This window comes from Teichococcus globiformis (genome assembly GCF_042646265.1).
GTDB classification, from domain to species: domain Bacteria; phylum Pseudomonadota; class Alphaproteobacteria; order Acetobacterales; family Acetobacteraceae; genus Pseudoroseomonas; species Pseudoroseomonas globiformis.
Window position 1 is genome coordinate 185,614 of the sequence record NZ_JBHRTN010000029.1, and the last position, 16,236, is coordinate 201,849.

General features: G+C 66.4%; 14 protein-coding genes. 12 read left to right on the forward strand and 2 right to left on the reverse strand.

Annotated features, from left to right (window positions below; genetic code table 11):
* The first annotated feature begins 198 nt into the window (after positions 1 to 198).
* The 11 genes from ACFOD4_RS21710 to ACFOD4_RS21760 all read left to right on the forward strand — a co-directional run bounded on the left by ACFOD4_RS21710 (position 199) and on the right by ACFOD4_RS21760 (position 11,897).
* Positions 199 to 1,401, forward strand: coding sequence for an HWE histidine kinase domain-containing protein (locus ACFOD4_RS21710; RefSeq protein ID WP_379599805.1), 1,203 nt, complete (start codon positions 199 to 201; stop codon positions 1,399 to 1,401).
* On the forward strand, positions 1,394 to 2,968 hold the full coding sequence (locus ACFOD4_RS21715) for a GMC family oxidoreductase (RefSeq protein WP_379599806.1): 1,575 nt from the start codon (positions 1,394 to 1,396) through the stop codon (positions 2,966 to 2,968). Before ACFOD4_RS21710 ends, ACFOD4_RS21715 begins: the two co-directional genes overlap by 8 nt.
* 67 nt (positions 2,969 to 3,035) lie before the next feature.
* Positions 3,036 to 3,809: an SDR family NAD(P)-dependent oxidoreductase gene (locus tag ACFOD4_RS21720; RefSeq protein ID WP_379599807.1), complete on the forward strand. Its 774-nt coding sequence runs from the start codon at positions 3,036 to 3,038 to the stop codon at positions 3,807 to 3,809.
* 82 nt (positions 3,810 to 3,891) lie between these two features.
* Complete coding sequence (locus ACFOD4_RS21725; protein WP_379599808.1) at positions 3,892 to 4,284, forward strand: hypothetical protein; 393 nt, start codon at positions 3,892 to 3,894, stop codon at positions 4,282 to 4,284.
* Positions 4,285 to 4,453: 169 nt separating this feature from the next.
* Positions 4,454 to 5,230: a DeoR/GlpR family DNA-binding transcription regulator gene (locus ACFOD4_RS21730; RefSeq protein WP_379599809.1), complete on the forward strand. Its 777-nt coding sequence runs from the start codon at positions 4,454 to 4,456 to the stop codon at positions 5,228 to 5,230.
* 86 nt (positions 5,231 to 5,316) lie between these two features.
* Positions 5,317 to 6,672: an NAD(P)/FAD-dependent oxidoreductase gene (locus ACFOD4_RS21735; protein ID WP_379599882.1), complete on the forward strand. Its 1,356-nt coding sequence runs from the start codon at positions 5,317 to 5,319 to the stop codon at positions 6,670 to 6,672.
* A complete protein-coding gene (locus ACFOD4_RS21740; RefSeq protein WP_379599810.1) occupies positions 6,669 to 7,862 on the forward strand; it encodes an NAD(P)/FAD-dependent oxidoreductase in 1,194 nt (397 codons plus the stop codon). The genes ACFOD4_RS21735 and ACFOD4_RS21740 overlap by 4 nt, the downstream gene beginning before the upstream one ends.
* Positions 7,859 to 9,286: an FGGY family carbohydrate kinase gene (locus ACFOD4_RS21745; RefSeq protein ID WP_379599811.1), complete on the forward strand. Its 1,428-nt coding sequence runs from the start codon at positions 7,859 to 7,861 to the stop codon at positions 9,284 to 9,286. The genes ACFOD4_RS21740 and ACFOD4_RS21745 overlap by 4 nt, the downstream gene beginning before the upstream one ends.
* A 161-nt stretch (positions 9,287 to 9,447) precedes the next feature.
* Positions 9,448 to 10,398 carry an MYG1 family protein gene (locus ACFOD4_RS21750; RefSeq protein WP_379599812.1) on the forward strand — a complete coding sequence of 317 codons (951 nt, stop codon included), beginning with the start codon at positions 9,448 to 9,450 and terminating at the stop codon, positions 10,396 to 10,398.
* Between the two features lie 70 nt (positions 10,399 to 10,468).
* Positions 10,469 to 11,056: a flavin reductase gene (locus tag ACFOD4_RS21755; RefSeq protein ID WP_379599813.1), complete on the forward strand. Its 588-nt coding sequence runs from the start codon at positions 10,469 to 10,471 to the stop codon at positions 11,054 to 11,056.
* 106 nt (positions 11,057 to 11,162) lie between these two features.
* Complete coding sequence (locus tag ACFOD4_RS21760; protein ID WP_379599814.1) at positions 11,163 to 11,897, forward strand: GntR family transcriptional regulator; 735 nt, start codon at positions 11,163 to 11,165, stop codon at positions 11,895 to 11,897.
* A 5-nt stretch (positions 11,898 to 11,902) separates the two neighbouring features.
* Here ACFOD4_RS21760 and fhuF read toward each other — a convergent pair whose 3' ends face one another.
* Together fhuF and ACFOD4_RS21770 are read right to left on the reverse strand one after the other, a co-directional pair.
* Positions 11,903 to 12,664, reverse strand: coding sequence for a siderophore-iron reductase FhuF (fhuF, locus tag ACFOD4_RS21765; RefSeq protein WP_379599815.1), 762 nt, complete (start codon positions 12,662 to 12,664; stop codon positions 11,903 to 11,905).
* A gap of 48 nt (positions 12,665 to 12,712) precedes the next feature.
* On the reverse strand, positions 12,713 to 13,138 hold the full coding sequence (locus ACFOD4_RS21770) for a hypothetical protein (protein WP_379599816.1): 426 nt from the start codon (positions 13,136 to 13,138) through the stop codon (positions 12,713 to 12,715).
* 288 nt (positions 13,139 to 13,426) lie between these two features.
* Here ACFOD4_RS21770 and ACFOD4_RS21775 point away from each other — a divergent pair, with 288 nt between their 5' ends.
* Complete coding sequence (locus tag ACFOD4_RS21775) at positions 13,427 to 16,192, forward strand: glycosyl hydrolase (RefSeq protein WP_379599817.1); 2,766 nt, start codon at positions 13,427 to 13,429, stop codon at positions 16,190 to 16,192.
* Positions 16,193 to 16,236: the final 44 nt, after the last annotated feature.

Here is a 16,236-nt window from a genome sequence, read left to right on the forward strand (position 1 = left end):
AACTCAGTCGGGCGGCCGTAAGGGAAAAGCAACGGATGCGAAATGGACATGGCCCGCACTCCTTTGCCTTTCCGGTTGAACGCCTACCCCGGCCGGTGCCGGGATGCTGCCGCCTGATCGTTGCCCGCGGTGTCGCATCAGCCCGGCTGGCCCGATCGAATTGCTGGACCTCTTTCGCTGCTTCTGGCAGCGGCGGGGATGATCCTGCTGGCCTGGACGTCTCACTGGCCTGGCATCCTGGTGCCCGCGCTGCCGATCGCCGGCAGTATGCTGGCGCTCGGCCTGCAACTCAGGCGCGAAATCCGGCGGCGGATTGCTGCCGAAACCCGCGCCGGGGTGCTGTTCGACGCCGCCCCGTTCGGCGTTCTGTTGCTGGACCCGGTCAGTCACCGCCTGCTGGACGCCAATGATCACGCCTGCCGGGAACTGGGCTACACACGGCAGGAGATGATGGCGCTCTCCATCACCGACATCGATGTGCTGGGCGAGTCAGACAAGCTGCGGCAACGTGGGCGGAGTCATCGGGTCGGCCCGGAGACCCAGGAGTTCGAGGCTCAGCACCGTTCCCGCGACGGGCGTGTCCGCGATGTGCTGGTTCGGGTGCGGGGCACACAGCCGGCCGGGCAGGACGTCACCTACGGCGCGCATTTCGACATCACCGCCCGCAAGCAGGCCGAGCGTGACCGGGCCTTGCTGATGGCGGAGGTGGACCATCGCGCGCGCAACCTGCTCGCCGTTGTGCAGGCGGCGCTGCGCACCACCCCGTGCGACGATGCCGAAACCTACGCCCGCGCGGTGGAGGCACGCATCCTCGCGCTCGGCCGTGCCCACACCTTGCTGGCGGCAGGGCGCTGGCGCGGCGTCGGATTGCGGGCGGTGGCCGAGTCGGAGCTGGCGGGCTTTCTCCATGGCGGCAAAGCCCGGATCGGCCTGGACGGCCCTGACGTGGCCCTGGCTGCGCACGCGGTGCAGCCCTTTGCCATGGTGCTGCATGAGCTTGCGACCAACGCCATCAAGCATGGCGCCTTGTCGCAGGTCTCGGGACAGGTCAGGCTGCGCTGGTGGCTGGCTACGGGCTGGCTTTATCTGGAATGGACGGAACTGGACGGCCCTTCCGTAAAGGCTCCGTCGCGGCGCGGCTTCGGCTCACGCATGCTGGACATCACCTTGACGCGGCAGCTTGGCGGCCACTGGCAGCGGGATTGGCAACAAGGCGGACTGGTTTGCAGGATGGAACTGCCGCTGCGGCAGGTTGCGCCCGCTTCGTCCGAGCATGAAGGTCCCCCCTGCCCGCAGTTTGTCTCGAACGAAAGCGACGCGGCCGCCTGCCGTGCGGAGGCGCGAGCATGCTTCTTGCACGAACCGGCTGCCCAACAGGAGTGCCCTTCCAGCCATGCATGACGTGATTGTTGTCGGAGCCGGTTCCGCCGGCGCACCCCTTGCGGCCCGCTTGTCCGAGGATCCGCAGCGTCGTGTGCTGCTGCTGGAGGCCGGGTCCGACTGGCGCGCCGCCGACGCACCGCATGCGCTGCGCAGCGCCAACATCATTCCCTTCATGCGTGACCCCGTGCATCAGGCCCGCTGGCAATGGCCGGGCCTGGAAACCCGCCGCACCCGGGCGCAGCAGCCGCGCTTCTATTGGCGGGGCAAGACCATGGGCGGCTCCTCCACGGTGAACGCGCAGATCGCCATCCGCGGGGTGCCGGCCGCGTTCGACACCTGGGCCGAGCTGGGCTGCGAAGGCTGGGCGGCGGACGATGTGCTGCCGATTTTCGATGCCATCGAGGACGACCCGACGACCAGCACCGCCCCCGGCGTCAGGCTGGGCGGCCCGCTGCCCATCCACCGGGCGGCGGAAACCGAATGGGGCGCAGTGGATCGGGCGCTGAAGGGAGCGGCGCTGGAATGCGGCTATCCCTGGAAGGCGGACCTGAACGCACCGCAGGGCGAGGGCATCTCCCCATACCCGATCAACAGCCGGAACGGCCGGCGCGTGACCACCAATGACGGCTATCTGGAGCCGGCGCGGAACCGCTCCAACCTGGAGATCCGCGGCGGCGCCCATGTGGACCGTGTTCTGTTCGAGGGTCGCCGTGCGGTGGGCGTACGCGTCCGCTTTGACAACAGCGGCGAGTGGCAGGACATCCCGGCCCGGGAGGTGGTGATCTGCGCCGGCGCCATCCACAGCCCGACCATCCTGATGCGTTCGGGCCTCGGCGATGCAGGGAAACTCGGCGCGCTCGGCATTCCGGTGCTGAACCACCTGCCGGCGGTCGGCCAGGGGCTGATGGACCACCCGATCGTCCGCGCCACCCTGCAGCTGACCGAGCCGGCCCGCGCCATTCACCCGGATTCGCGCCACACCAATTGCTGCCTGACCTATTCCTCCGGGCTGGCAGGAGGCGGTGAGCGCGACATGATCATGATCGCCTTCAACCATGCCGGTCTGATGCCGGAGGGGCAGGTGTCGCCACTAGGCTCGATCGGGGTGTCGCTCTACGACGCCTTCTCGCGGGGCGAGGTGATCCTGGCTTCGGCCGATCCCATGGCCAACCCGGTGGTCGAGGAGAACATGCTGGATGACCCCCGCGACCTCGAGCGTTTACGCGACGGGGTGCGGCGCCTCGCGCGGATCGCCTCGCATCCGGCCGTGGCCGGCATCGCCGGACGGATCACCTACTGCGATACCGCCCTGCCCTTCGCCGAGGCGGCGGCCCTGCCCGATGCCGAGCTGGACGCGCTGTTGCTGTCGGAGGCGGGGGACATCCAGCATGCCGCAGGAAGCTGTGTCATGACCGCCTACGAGGATGCTCGCGGCGTGGTGGACCCGGACCTCAGGGTCCGCGGCGTAGAAGGGTTGCGGGTGGCCGATGCCTCCATCATGCCCACCGATTGCCGCGCCAACCTGCATTTCACCTGTGTCATGATCGGCGAGGCCTTGGCACGACGGATGCGCGGCGCCGGCTGAGGCACGGCCAACCGCCGCCCTCGCGCCGCGTTTGTCCCCGCAGACACGTGGCACGAGGGAGATGCTCATGAAGCTGCAAGGCCGGACCGCCCTGATTACCGGTGCCAGCTCCGGCATCGGTCGGGCAATTGCTGAGTGCTTCGCCGCCGAAGGCGCCGATCTCGGCATCACCTACAACAGCGACGAGGAAGGGGCGCAGGAAACCGCCTCCCGCATCCGCGCCGCGGGCCGGCGGGTGCTGGTGCGCCAGTGCGACATCGGCGACAGTGCAGCCGTGGATGCCCTGTTCGAGGCCGTGGCGGCCTCGGAGCTCGGTGTGCCGGACATCCTGGTGAACAATGGTGGCCGTGACATGCGCAACATGTCGGTGTCCCAGATGGATGATGCGGTGATGGAAAGCGTCATCAACATCAACCTCATGGGTCCGCTGCGCTGCTGCCGGGCCTTTATTCGCCAGCGCCTGGTGCAGGGCGGCGGCGGGCGGATCGTCACCATCTCCTCGGTCGCCCAACATCTGCCGACGCCGGGCTCCGCGCCCTATGGCATGGCCAAAGCAGGACTGGGATCGCTGTGCCGCAGCCTTTCGCGCGAGGTGGCCGAGCACCGCATCACGGTGAACAACGTGGCGCCCGGCATGATCGAGACGGCCATGACCCAGGCGCGGATTGACGATCCGGAGGCGCGGGAGGCCTCTTTCCGCAACATTCCGCTGCACCGCGCGGGGCAGCCGCCGGAGGTGGCGCGCGTCGCCCTTTTCCTGGCATCCGACGACGCCGATTATGTGACGGGACAGACCTGGGTGATCGACGGCGGACTGACAATGAACTGGGGCGGTGCATAACAGGCCGCGGGAGGGCGCTTTCCTCGGCCTAAGTCGCCGGCTAACCCTTTCTCGGACCATTCTTGCGACCCGGAGCGCCGCCATGCCTACCGCAACCCCGCCGCACCGCCGCCTTGCCGCCGCCATCGCCGACCTGCACCGGGCGCTGCTCGGCGCACAGGCGGCCGGTACGCCGCTGGCCGGCAACCCCTATGCGCTGCTTCAGGCGGTGATGCACGACCCCGATTTTGCCTGGCTGAGGGATTTCTCCAACCTGTTGCTGTCCATCGACGAGGCAGGCGCCAAAGGTGCGACCCCCTCACCCGAGGCGATGCGGAGCTTCCTGACACGCGCCGGACACCTGCTGGATGGCGGGGACCCAGCGACGATGCAGAGCCACACCATGCTGCAGATGCACCAGCTCCGTCCCGAGATCGCCACCAAAGCCGCGGCCATGCGGCAGGTCGTTGAAGATCTCCGGCAGAACAGGTCCTGAGAGCGCCGGGTTATCCCCAGAACGCGTGGAAAGCCCCGTGGGCAAGCCTGTGGAAAACTGTGGAGGATGATGTTGTGGACGTGATGGGCTGCATCCTGGCCCGCGTAGCCGACCTTCCCGGGCATTACGCTGCCCAGGGCGGGCCTGGCCGGAGGCGAGAGGTGCCAGGGTGCGGCTGAGCGCGAGGCGTGATCGGATCGTGGAGCTGCTGCTGGAGCATGGGCGGCTGACGGTTGAGGAGCTGGCGCACCGCCTCGGCGCTTCACAGGAAACCATCCGGCGTGACCTCACGGAACTGGCCATGCGCAACCAGTTGCGGAAATTTCATGGCGGCGCCGCCCTTCCGGACACGATCGGCGAGGGCGCATTCCGACTGCGGATGGTGGAAAGGCTGGAGTCCAAGCGCAGCATCGCCCGCTGCGCGGCGCCACTCTTCCCGGCCGGCTCCTCGCTGTTCATCGACACGGGCTCCACCACCATCGCCCTGGCCGCGGAACTGGCGCAGCGGAGCGGGCTGAGCGTCATCACCAACTCGGTGGCCATTGCCCAGCTCGTGTCGCGCAGCGGGGCCAACACCACGTACCTGCTGGGCGGCGAACACCGGCACGAAGCCGGGGAGAACCTCGGTCCGCTCGCCGTAAGGCAGATCGAGGGGTTCTTCCCGGAGCATGCGGTGCTGACGGTAGGCGGCATCACGGAGGACGGCATTGCCGACTTCGATCTGCAAGAGGCGGAGATCGCCCGCGCTATGATTGCCCGAGCGGCGCGGATCACGGTGGTTGCCGATGCTTCCAAGTTCGGCAAGCCCGCCCTGTTCCACCTTTGCCCTTTGCCGCGCCTGGATCAGCTGGTCACGGATGCGCCGCCCCCCGAACATCTTGCCGCCGCGCTGGAGGCAGCCGGAACAACGGTGCTTGTTGCCCGAAACTGGCAGACAACTGGCTGAACCTCGCAAGCTCTGCGTGATTTCTGCCCGTTCGGTCATATAATGGCCGAATGCACGCCCATCCGGATCCCAGCATCTTGTATGATGTGGCTGTCATCGGCGGCGGCGTCGTCGGCTGCGCGGTGTTGCGGGAATTTGTTCTGGGTGGGCTCACGGCCGTGCTGCTGGAAAGCTCGCCGGACCTTCTCAGTGGCGCCAGCAAGGCCAACAGTGCCCTCCTTCACACCGGCTTCGACGCCGTGCCCGGTTCGCTGGAGGCCCGGCTGGTTGCCGATGGCCATGCCCGCTACCGCGCCATCCACCAGCGCCTGAACCTGCCGCTGCTGGAAACCGGCGCCATCGTGGTGGCGTGGACTGAGGCCGAGCAGAACGCCTTGCCGGAGATCATGGCCAAGGCTCTTGCCAATGGCGTGGCCGATGCGCGGCCGCTCGGGCCTGCCGAGATCCGCCAGCGGGAGCCCTTTCTGGCGGCGGATTTACTGGGCGGGGTGCTGGTTCCCGGCGAAGCGGTGATCGATGCGTGGTCTGCGCCCTTGGCCTATGCGCTGCAGGCTCTTGCCAATGGTGGCGCGATCTGGCGCAACGCTCGGGTTTGCGGCGGCAGGCGCGAGCATGGCGTGTGGACTTTGACGACCGCCGCAGGCCCGGCTCGGGCCCGGGTTGTTGTAAATTGCGCGGGCAACCAAGGCGACATCGTTGAAGCGATCGTCCGGCCCTCGCCCTTTGAGATCCGCCCCCGAAAAGGGCAGTTCGTGGTGCTGGACAAGACCGCGCATGATCTGGCGCGTTCCATCCTCCTGCCAGTGCCAAGCGAGGGGACCAAGGGGGTGGTGATCGCCCGAACCGCCTATGGCAACCTGCTGGTCGGTCCCACCGCCGAGGAACAGCAGGACCGCGAAATGGCGACGGTGGAGCCTGCTCTTCTCCAATTCCTGCTGGACCGGGGAGTTCGCATGATCCCGGCCCTGGCGCGGGAGCCGGTCACCGCCACCTATGCCGGTCTGCGCCCCGCCACCCAGTTCAAGGACTACCAGATCGAAGCCCTCCCGGCCGAGCGCTGGATCAGCGTCGCCGGCATCCGGTCCACAGGGCTGACCGGCGCGCTGGGCATTGCGGCGCATCTGGCCGCGCTGCACGCGGAGCATTTCGGCCCGCTGTCGGCGATTGCCGATCCGCTGTGGACGCCGGTGCCCAACCTTGCCGAAGCCCGTCCGCGTCTTTGGCAGCAGCCGGCGCGCGACGAGATCATCTGCCAGTGCGAGATGGTGACGCGGGCCGAGATCGAGGCAGCTCTGCAAGGCCCCCTGCCGGCAGGCGATCTGGGCGGGTTGAAGCGCCGCACCCGGTGCATGATGGGCCGCTGCCAGGGCTTCTATTGTACCCGCCGGGTCATGGAGATTGCTGCTCCACGCCTGCCTGGCCTAGTGGAGATGCTGGCATGAAGCCGGACGCCATCATCGTGGGCGCCGGCCCGGCCGGGCTTTCGGCAGCGCGTGTACTGGCCCTGGCGGGACGCCGCGTCCTGGTGCTGGAACGCAACCCCGAGCCCGGTGGCCTGCCCCGCTTCGCCGCGCATCTGGGCTGGGGCATGCTCGACTTTCATCGCCTGTGGCTTGGGCCACGCTATGCCCGTGCCCTGGTGGAGGCGGCCTCAGCTGCCGAAATTCGCACCCATGCCAGCGTCATCGCGCTGCACCCGGGCGGCGGGCTGGAGGTCAGCCTGCCCGGCGGCCGGGAACGGTTTTCGGCCGGCGCAGTGCTGTTGGCCGCCGGCATCCGGGAGATGCCACGCGCTGCGCGGCTGCTGCCCGGAACCCGGCCCTGGGGCGTGATCAGCACCGGCGCGTTCCAGGAGATGGTGCACGCTGGCGGGATGCGTCCGTTTCGCCGCCCGGTGGTTCTGGGAACCGAGCTGGTAGCTTTTTCCGCCCTGCTCACGGCGCGCCATGCGGGCATCCGCCCCGCGGCCATGATCGAGGAGGCCGATCGCATCACAGCCCGCCGCCCCGGCGACTGGATCGCGCGGCATGTGCTCGGAGTGCCGGTCTTCACCGGCACCAGGCTGCTCGGCATCGAAGGAAAGCAGAGGGTCGAGGCAATCAGGGTTGCCGGGCCACGGGGCGAACAGCGCATCGAGTGCGACGGCATAGTCCTGTCCGGGCGCTTCGTGCCGGAAGCAGCACTGGCCCGGAACGGCCATCTGGTGGTGGACCCCGCCACGCAAGGGCCTGCCATCGACAATCATTTCCGTTGCTCCGATCCAGCTTTTTTTGCCGCTGGCAACATGCTGCGCGCCGTGGAGCATTCCGGCGCAGCCGCATTGGAGGGCCGCACCGCGGGCCTCGCGATGCTGAAGGCGCTGGAAGGCCGTCTGCCCGCCGGGAACGGCATTCCGGTGGAGGCTGCAGGCGAGCTTCGCTACGTCTTCCCCCAGCGGCTACTGCCCGGGGATGCGCTTCTCCGTCTTCAGGCTCGCTCGGCCCGCGCCATCCGGGGAATGTTGCGGGTCATGGTCGACGGCCGAACCGTGCAGAGCCGGGAGATACGGGTCCTGCCGGAACGGCGCATCACGCTGCGGCTGCCGCCCGACCTTGTGCGCGGCGCCGGCTCGGTCCGGGTGGAATTGTCATGACTGGCATCCTGGCCCTCGACCAAGGCACCACCTCGACCAAGGCGCTGTTGTGGCACGACGGCGTGCTGATTCCCGTGGGGCAGCGAAGCCATCGGCAGATCCATCCCCGCGCCGGCTGGGTCGAGCATGATCCGTTGGAATTGCTGCGGCATATCGGCGAGCTGGAGGAAATATCGAGCGCGATTGGCGGCGGTCCTTGCGGCGCTGCCGGCCTCGCCAACCAGGGTGAAACGGTGGTGGCTTGGGACACGGGCACGGGGCGCCCTCTGCACAACGCCATCGTGTGGCAGGATCAGCGCACGGCGGATGCCGTCGCCAAGCTGCATGCGGAGGGCGTGGAAACGCTGACGCTGGAGCGTGCGGGACTGCCGCTCGACCCCTACTTCTCGGCTGCGAAGCTGCGCTGGCTCCTCGACCACGCCGAAGGAGCACGGCATCTGCTGGCCTGTGGCCGCCTGCGGCTTGGCACCAGCGATGCCTTCTTCCTCGACAACCTCGCCGGTGTTTGCGCCACGGATGTCACCACCGCCTCCCGCACCAGCCTGATGAATCTTGGCACGCTGCAATGGGATCCTGATCTCTGCGCGGCATTCGGCGTGCCGATGCAGTGCCTGCCGGAGATTCGTGCGACAGCCGACGCGTTTGGCTCCCTCCCGGGCGGAACGCCGATCCTGGTCAACGCGGTGGATCAGCAGGCCGCCTTGTTCGGCCATGGCTGCGTTCAGCCTGGTGACCTGAAGATTACCTTCGGCACCGGCGCCTTCGCCCTCGGACTGGCGGAAACGCGGCCAGAGGGGGGACGAGCGGATGGACTGCTTCCAACCTGTGCCTGGCAGTTGCGCGGCCAGCCTGCGCGCTATGCCCTGGATGGCGGCATCCTCACGGCCGGGGCAGCGGTGGAATGGCTTGGCGGTATCGGGCTGCTGGAGGATTACGCGGCACTCGACGGCTTCACCGGACCGTCGGCGCTGGAACGCGGCTTGGCCTTCGTGCCGGCACTGGCCGGGCTGGGCTGTCCGCACTGGGATCGCAAAGCGCGCGGCGCCTGGCTCGGCCTGAGCCTTACAACTGGCGCTGGCGACATGCGCCGTGCCGTGCTGGAAGGCATTGCCTTCAGGGCCGCGGAACTCGCCAGGGCGATGCAGACGCGTGGCGGCGGGCTGAGGCGCATCGCGATCGATGGCGGCCTCAGCCGCAGCGGCTTCTTCTGCCGCTTCCTTGCCTCGGCGATCGGCAGCCCGGTCGAGGTGGCGGCCTCGCCCGACGTCACTGCAATCGGCATCATCCATCTGGCGCTCGCCGCATCGGGCTCCACGGTGCGACCGGGGAGCGGGACGTCCCGGCAGATTGACCCGAACGTCCTGCCGGACGGGCTGCACGAGCGCTATGCCGAGGCGGTCGCTCTGGTACGGGGCTGGGGGTGATCGTTGCGCCGTCCCGGCCACCGGAGCCGGCGCCGGTTGCGGTAGCGCGCCAGCCTGCCGGGACAAACTCAAGGCTGCGGTTGCTCCCGCCATGGCAAAGCCGGAGGCCGCCCGCTACAACCCGAGGCGATTCATGTCGCGCCTGATCCGGGAATATTCCGATGTCCTCCGCTCAAACCCCTCTTCTCGTCACGCATAGCGGAGGTTTCCATTGCGACGATGCCTTGGCCTACGCCGTGTTGCGGCTCGCGCTGGGGCTGGGCGAGGCCGGGCTGGATCACCGGCTGGTGCGCACACGCGACAGCACGATCATCGAGGGTGCCAGCATCGCCTTCGATGTCGGGCTGGTGCATGACCCGGAGGCGGGACGCTTCGACCATCATCAGCGCGGGGCACCGACGCGGGATGACGGGCTGCCCTTCTCGGCAGCAGGGCTGGTCTGGCAGCGCTATGGCACAGATGCAGTGCGGGCCTTGCTGGCCGGACAGGGCGAGGCAGCGCTGACCTTGGCTCCCCAGATCGCGGCTCATATCGACGAGTCCATCATCCGCCGCGTGGATGCCATCGACAATGGCGTCGGCCCCCGTGATGACGGGCTAGGCCTCGGCGCCCTTGTGGGCGATTTCAACTTTCCCTGGGACTCTCCCGATTTCGGCAATGGCCCGGCCGAGGATGCAGCGTTCCAGGAAGCCTCGACGCTGTGCGAGGCTGTGCTGCGGCGACGCGTCGGGATGGTGCGGGCCAAACTCATGGGCGAGGCGGCCGTGCTCGAAGCTTATGCGGTGGGCGACGATCAGCGCCTGCTGGTGATGGACCGCAAGCTGCCCTGGCGCAGCGTGTGCTTCCGCCAGGGCTGGCCCGTGTTGTACGCCATCTATCCCGTTCCGAACGGCAACTGGATGGTGGACAGCATGCCGCCGGAGCCGGGCTCCTTCGAGCAGCGCCTGCCTTTGCCGGAGAGTTGGGCCGGGCTCCAGGGCGAGCCGCTGGTCGCCGCATCCGGCATCGGAGACGCGGTGTTCGTTCATGCTCGACGCTTCATCGGCAGTGCGCGCTCGCGCGATGGCGCGCTAGCCATGGCCCGGGCAGCGATGACGATCGGCGGTGCCTGACGCGTTTGCCGGCCCTTTTCTGGATCATGCGCGCCGGCGGGCCTTTCATCGGCGTCCGGATGGGGTCAGCATGTTCCGGATCAATGAGAGCGGGAGGGCGGCGCATGGCACCCGCCCCGCGGATGAGACGGAGACCATGACGATGAGCGTGACCCAGCAGGCCTTCCGTGCCGCCATGTCGCACCTGGCGGCGGCGGTGAACATCATCACGACGGATGGTGTGGCCGGGCGTGGCGGCATGACAGCCAGCGCGGTCTGCAGCGTCACCGACGCGCCTCCCACCTTGCTGACCTGCATCAATCATTCGGCGCGACTCAATGCCATGATCAAGCAGAACGGCGTCTTTGGCGTGAATGTGCTGGCAGCGGCCCATCAGGATATTTCCGGCCTTTTCGCCAACAACAAGGAGGAGATGGAGGCGCGCTTCTCCATGGGTGCGTGGTCCAGGCTGACCACTGGAGCCCCCGTGCTCGATGAAGCACCGGTATCCTTCGATTGCAGCGTCACGCAGGTGGTGGAGGCGGGCACGCACACCATCTTTCTGGGCGAGGTCGTGGGGCTGCGGGTCACCGAAGGCGAGCCGGACGGGCTGGTGTATTTCCGCCGTGGCTACCGGCAGATCGTGACCATGCAGGGCGGCATTTTGCCAGGCGCCTGACGGATCGTGGCGTTGAAGGCGGCCGGTCAATGCGCCACCTTTCAGAAGTCGGGCTGACAGCCTCCGCCTGGCTGAGCCAGCCCTGGCCGCTGAGGGCTTTCCGGTGGTGACAGGAACGCGCAGCTCTTCTTCTGAGTCCACTCTCCACCGGGTACGCGGCCTTGAGATCGCCATTGCCCAGGATATCCAGGCTGGGCACCTTCCGGCCGGCGCCTGGTTGAAACAGGTCCTGCTGCAGCAACGCTACGGCCATAGTCGCGGCGATGTCCGCCGCGCACTGGATCGACTGGTCGCGCAGCACTTGGTTCAGCATGTCCCCAATTGCGGCTATCGCGTGCAGGATGTGGATGAGCCAAACCTGCTGGAACTGCGACAACTACGGGCCATTCTGGAGAATGCAGCCGCAGCCATGACCACGGTGCCAGCTCCAGCGGAAGCCTTGGTAACGCTGCGGCGCCTTGCAGACGCGTTTTCCACCGCCGCCGCCCAGGGGTCCGTGCATGACCGCAACGAAACCAACCTGGCCTTCCATCAGGCATTGCTGAACCTCTGCCCAAACCGGGAACTGGCCCACGCAGTGATGCGGACCCGCCTGCGCATGCCGGCCGCGCCCGGTGCTCAATGGGCCGCGGCGGGCTGGGTGTCGGAATCGGCGCGGCAGCACCATGCCATGGTGGATGCTCTCAGCGCCGGGGACAGGGCTGCCTTCTGCGCCGCCGTACGAGCACATCAGCGACCTCCGCCGCCCCAGCCGGTCCGCCCGGCACCCGGGCGTCAGGGACGCGGCCGGCCACGCCGTCCCCTCCCCGCCGAGAAAGCAGAACCGCAGCCCACTGGCTGAAAAGGTTATGCGGCGTGCTGCAACTGGATGCGCGGCAACGGGCAGGTTCCACACCCCTGCTCCAGACCTGGAAGATGATAACGGAGGCAGCAGACGCGGCGGCGCGGTGCCTCCTCCCAGGGCGAGGCGGCAGCATGAAAGGTCCGCTGCAGCGGATTCTCTCCGCCGCCGGGCCATGAAGAATCGGAAAACAGGCGCTGCATCAACACTTCCGCAGCAGGCCGGACCTCCGGCCGTGCCGCCAGCATGCGCAAGGCATGGCCGATCCTGACACCGGCATTGCCCCAGATCACCTTGGCCGAGATACGGCCCGCGGCGGCGATGGCGGACACCATCGGCTCCAGGTGCTGAACCAGAAAACGGCGCAGGCTCGGCTCGTCCATCGCATCGGCCAATACTTGGCCAGGTCCGGCCAGCTGCAGGGCCATTGGTGCGGCATCGGAGCCCAGCACCAGAGCGGTATCGCCGGGATCCAGCACCATCTCGCGCCTCAGCAGCAATCGCGTCGCGAAGACCGGGTAGATCAGCACGGTCATGTAGAACTGGCTCCACATGGACAGCACGGCCGTGGCATCGGCCCCGGGGTAGCGCCCAGCACCGAACCGGGCGACCAGTTCCCCGATCCTCCCCCCTTCCAGCAGGGTAGAGCACGGCACGGCTTCCAGGCCCTCCGCTTCCAGCACCAGGCTGCCTCGGGCGAAGCAGAACGGTCCGTCGAAGGCGGCGGCAAGATCGGGGATCGAGCGGGACGCGGGCTCCGGGGTCATACATCCGCAGATGACACTCATTCGCAATCGCGTCCAGCAGAGATGCGATCAGAAGCGGTAGGGCCCGGTAAAAAGATCGCCCAGCGCCCATCGGCGACGATAGGTCAGCCGCCTCTGCGCGAGATGATGAGGCCGGTCGTGCAGCATGTGGCATCGCTGGCACAGACTGCGCAGATTGCGCGGAGTATTGTTGCAAGGATCGTGGTCGAGATGGGCCGTGGCGAGCACCACCCGTGTGTGCCGCAGCCTGCCCAGTTCGACCGGCCGCGGGGTCCGTACGGGGCGCCCGGCCTTGTCACGCCACCCTGTGCCAGCCGGGTCCAGCCAGCGCCCATCGGGGAGGCAGGCGATCTGTGTGCCGTGAGGTCGCCGACAGTGCTCGCAGCGACCCCTTGCCCGGCCAAAACGAATGGCACGACTCAGTTGCGACCAGTCGATCGGGTAGAGCCAGCGCAGCTCGCGGCGAATGGGCATGGGTCAGCCTTAAGGATGCGGATGCGCGCCTTAACATTGTGGCGGCCGCCCGGCTGATCGGCAAGCCGTCGGCAAGGAGCCTTGTTGGCCGGGTTCCCCAGCCGCCCGGGCACAACCTTGCTGCTGCGGCCGTGCCGGGTGGAATGGGCTTCTGCAATTATCTCCTCAGGTTGAATTACATTTTTGAAATTCCCGTTTTTCGTGTTCGTCAACCACTTTCCTTAACCAATCCTTGGGGTCGTCATCATAAAACCGTGAGGTCAATCGAGACCTGCGGAGCGAAGATCAATGACGGCCCTGGGCGTCTATGTCGATAATAACCGTCAGCATGTGTACAGCTTCGAGCAATGGCTGGGCCGTGAAGTTGACTTTGTTCACGGCGTTATCGGCTTCCAGAGCTGGGATGATTACATCAGCAGCGCGAGCTGGTCGGTGAATTCCCTTTGGAAGAACCTGGGCCGTGATGTGCACTGGTCCGTTCCATTGATTTCGAAGGATGGAAATCTTTGGGACGCCGCCCAAGGCGACTACAAGCACTATTACGAGAAGGTCGCCCAGACGATCCTCAGCGGCACGCCCGGCACAGACAAGATCTATGTCCGCACTGGCTGGGAGGCGAATGGCACCTGGTTCTTCTGGAACGCCATCGGCAAGGAGGAAGCGTTCAAGGGCGCTTTCCGCGAATTTGTTGAGACGTTCCGGAGCGTGTCCGACCGCTTCATTTTCGAATGGAACGTCGCCCAGGCCAGCGGCGGCCTTGATCCGGCCACCATTTATCCCGGCGATGAATGGGTGGACATCATCGGGATGGATTTCTACTACAAGCCGGAATTCCACGGCTACGATGCCGCCAAGGGCTTCGCCTACATCCGTGACGACGTATACGGCCTGCAATGGCTCGAAAACTTCGCTAAGCTACACGGCAAGCCTACTTCCTATTCGGAATGGGGAGTTCAGGGCGACTATTCGGCGGAGTTCGTGAACCTCGCTAGGCAGTGGTTCGACAGCCACGACGTGGTGCTGCAGTCCTACTGGGACTCCAATGCCGACTATCCCGGCATGCTGTCCGACAACAGCGATCCGACCACGGGTGCCGCGTACAAGGAGGCCTTTTCGGGTCCTTCAACGGTTAAGCTGCCAGAAGGTGGCGGCGCCTCGGCACCTGCGCCGACCCTGCCGGAGTCTGGCAACAGCACCACCCAGACGGCGGTTAGCGGCTCGTGGAAGTTTCAGTCCTGGGGAGGTAGCGACTGGACCGGCACCAGCGCCAATGACTGGCATCAGTCCAGCGGCAATGGTGACACCATGAAGGGCGGCTATGGGGATGACACCTATATCGTCACCAGCGCGAACGACACGGTGATCGAGCTGCCAGGCCAGGGCGTGGACACTGTCATCACTTGGCTGAGCTACACACTGCCGGCCAATGTGGAGAATCTCGTTCTCACCGGGCAGGGCTGGGTCAGCGGCACCGGCAACGACCTGGCCAACATCATCATTGGCAATGATGCACCGAACGTGCTGAACGGCAAGGGAGGGAACAACACCCTAACCGGCGGCGGCGGCGCCGACACCTTTGTCGTGGAAAAAGGATCGGGCCACAACACGATCACCGATTTTACCAGCGGACAGGACAAGATCCGGCTGGATGGCTTCATCTTCGAGAGCTTCGCCGCTCTGAAGGCGGCCGGCATCCAGTCGGGCAGCAACACCGTCCTCGACCTGGGCGGCGGCCAGAAGCTTACTTTGCAGAACTTCAAGTTGTCTGCCCTGACCGCTGGCGATGTGCAAACCAGCTACAAGCCGGTGATCCAGGACACCACCGTGGCCAAGGCCAGCGCGGCCTGGACCGTGCAGTCCTGGGGCAGCGCCAACTGGATGGGCTCGGACGCCAATGACTGGCATCAGTCCGGAGGCAAGGTCGGAGAGACCATGCGCGGCGGCAACGGCGACGACACCTATTACGTGATGCACGCCAGCGACAAGATCATCGAAACCGCCAATGGCGGCATTGATACGGTGGTCACCTGGCTGAGCTACACCCTGCCCGATCACGTGGAAAACCTCATCCTCACCGGTCATGGATGGGCGAACGGCACGGGCAACAGCCAGGCCAACATCATCATCGGAAACGATGCGCCCAATGTGCTGAACGGCAAGGGCGGCAACAATATCCTCACCGGGGGCGGCGGTACCGACACCTTCATCATCGAGAAGGGTGTAGGCCACAACACCATCACGGACTTCACCAGCGGCGAGGACAAGATCAAGCTTGATGGTTTCAGCTTCACCAGCTTCGCGGCCTTGAAGGCGGCCGGCATCCAGTCGGGCAGCCACACCATCCTGAACCTGACCGATACTCAGACGCTGACGTTGCAGAACTTCCAGCTCGCCAACCTCGGCAGCGGCGACGTCAGCACGACCTACACGCCGGCTCCGATCGCTCCACCCCCCGCCTCTTCAATGGCCAAGGCGAGCGCGGCATGGACCAAGCAATCCTGGGGCGGGTCCAACTGGGTCGGCACGGATGGCCATGACTGGCACCAGTCTGGCGGCACGGTGGGCGAGACCATGCGCGGCGGCAATGGCGACGATACCTATTCCGTCATGCATCGCGACGACAAGGTCATCGAGACCGCCAATGGCGGCATCGACACCGTGGTCACCTGGCTCGGCGAGTACACCCTGCCCGACCACGTGGAGAACCTCACCTTCTATGGCCACAGCTGGTCCAAGGGCACCGGCAACAATCTCGACAACATCATCATCGGCAATGACTCACCCAACGTCCTGAACGGCAAGGGCGGCAACAACATCCTGACCGGCGGCGGCGGGGCCGACACCTTCGTCATCGAAAAGGGTTTCGGGCACAACACCATCACCGACTTTGCCCGCGGGGAAGACAAGCTGCAGCTGAGCGGGTTCGGCAAAAGCGCCTGGCTTCAGCACAGCAGCGGCAACATCTTCTCGGTGCATGGCTCGGACGGCAGCACGCAGTACGTCACGCTGCAGGGTGTCACCTCCATCTCCTCCAACGACTATGCGTTCGTCTAACACTCATCAACCTGAGCGACAGAAATCTGCTGTTTCTGCTCGGT

What these genes read in the sequence shown, in the direction of transcription:
- ACFOD4_RS21710 (WP_379599805.1), top strand. Translation starts at nt 199, where the DNA reads ATGATCCTGCTGGCCTGGACGTCTCACTGGCCTGGCATCCTGGTGCCC.
- ACFOD4_RS21715 (WP_379599806.1), top strand. Translation starts at nt 1,394, where the DNA reads ATGCATGACGTGATTGTTGTCGGAGCCGGTTCCGCCGGCGCACCCCTT.
- ACFOD4_RS21720 (WP_379599807.1), top strand. Translation starts at nt 3,036, where the DNA reads ATGAAGCTGCAAGGCCGGACCGCCCTGATTACCGGTGCCAGCTCCGGC.
- ACFOD4_RS21725 (WP_379599808.1), top strand. Translation starts at nt 3,892, where the DNA reads ATGCCTACCGCAACCCCGCCGCACCGCCGCCTTGCCGCCGCCATCGCC.
- ACFOD4_RS21740 (WP_379599810.1), top strand. Translation starts at nt 6,669, where the DNA reads ATGAAGCCGGACGCCATCATCGTGGGCGCCGGCCCGGCCGGGCTTTCG.
- ACFOD4_RS21745 (WP_379599811.1), top strand. Translation starts at nt 7,859, where the DNA reads ATGACTGGCATCCTGGCCCTCGACCAAGGCACCACCTCGACCAAGGCG.
- ACFOD4_RS21750 (WP_379599812.1), top strand. Translation starts at nt 9,448, where the DNA reads ATGTCCTCCGCTCAAACCCCTCTTCTCGTCACGCATAGCGGAGGTTTC.
- ACFOD4_RS21755 (WP_379599813.1), top strand. Translation starts at nt 10,469, where the DNA reads ATGTTCCGGATCAATGAGAGCGGGAGGGCGGCGCATGGCACCCGCCCC.
- fhuF (WP_379599815.1), bottom strand. Translation starts at nt 12,664, where the DNA reads ATGACCCCGGAGCCCGCGTCCCGCTCGATCCCCGATCTTGCCGCCGCC.
- ACFOD4_RS21770 (WP_379599816.1), bottom strand. Translation starts at nt 13,138, where the DNA reads ATGCCCATTCGCCGCGAGCTGCGCTGGCTCTACCCGATCGACTGGTCG.
- ACFOD4_RS21775 (WP_379599817.1), top strand. Translation starts at nt 13,427, where the DNA reads ATGACGGCCCTGGGCGTCTATGTCGATAATAACCGTCAGCATGTGTAC.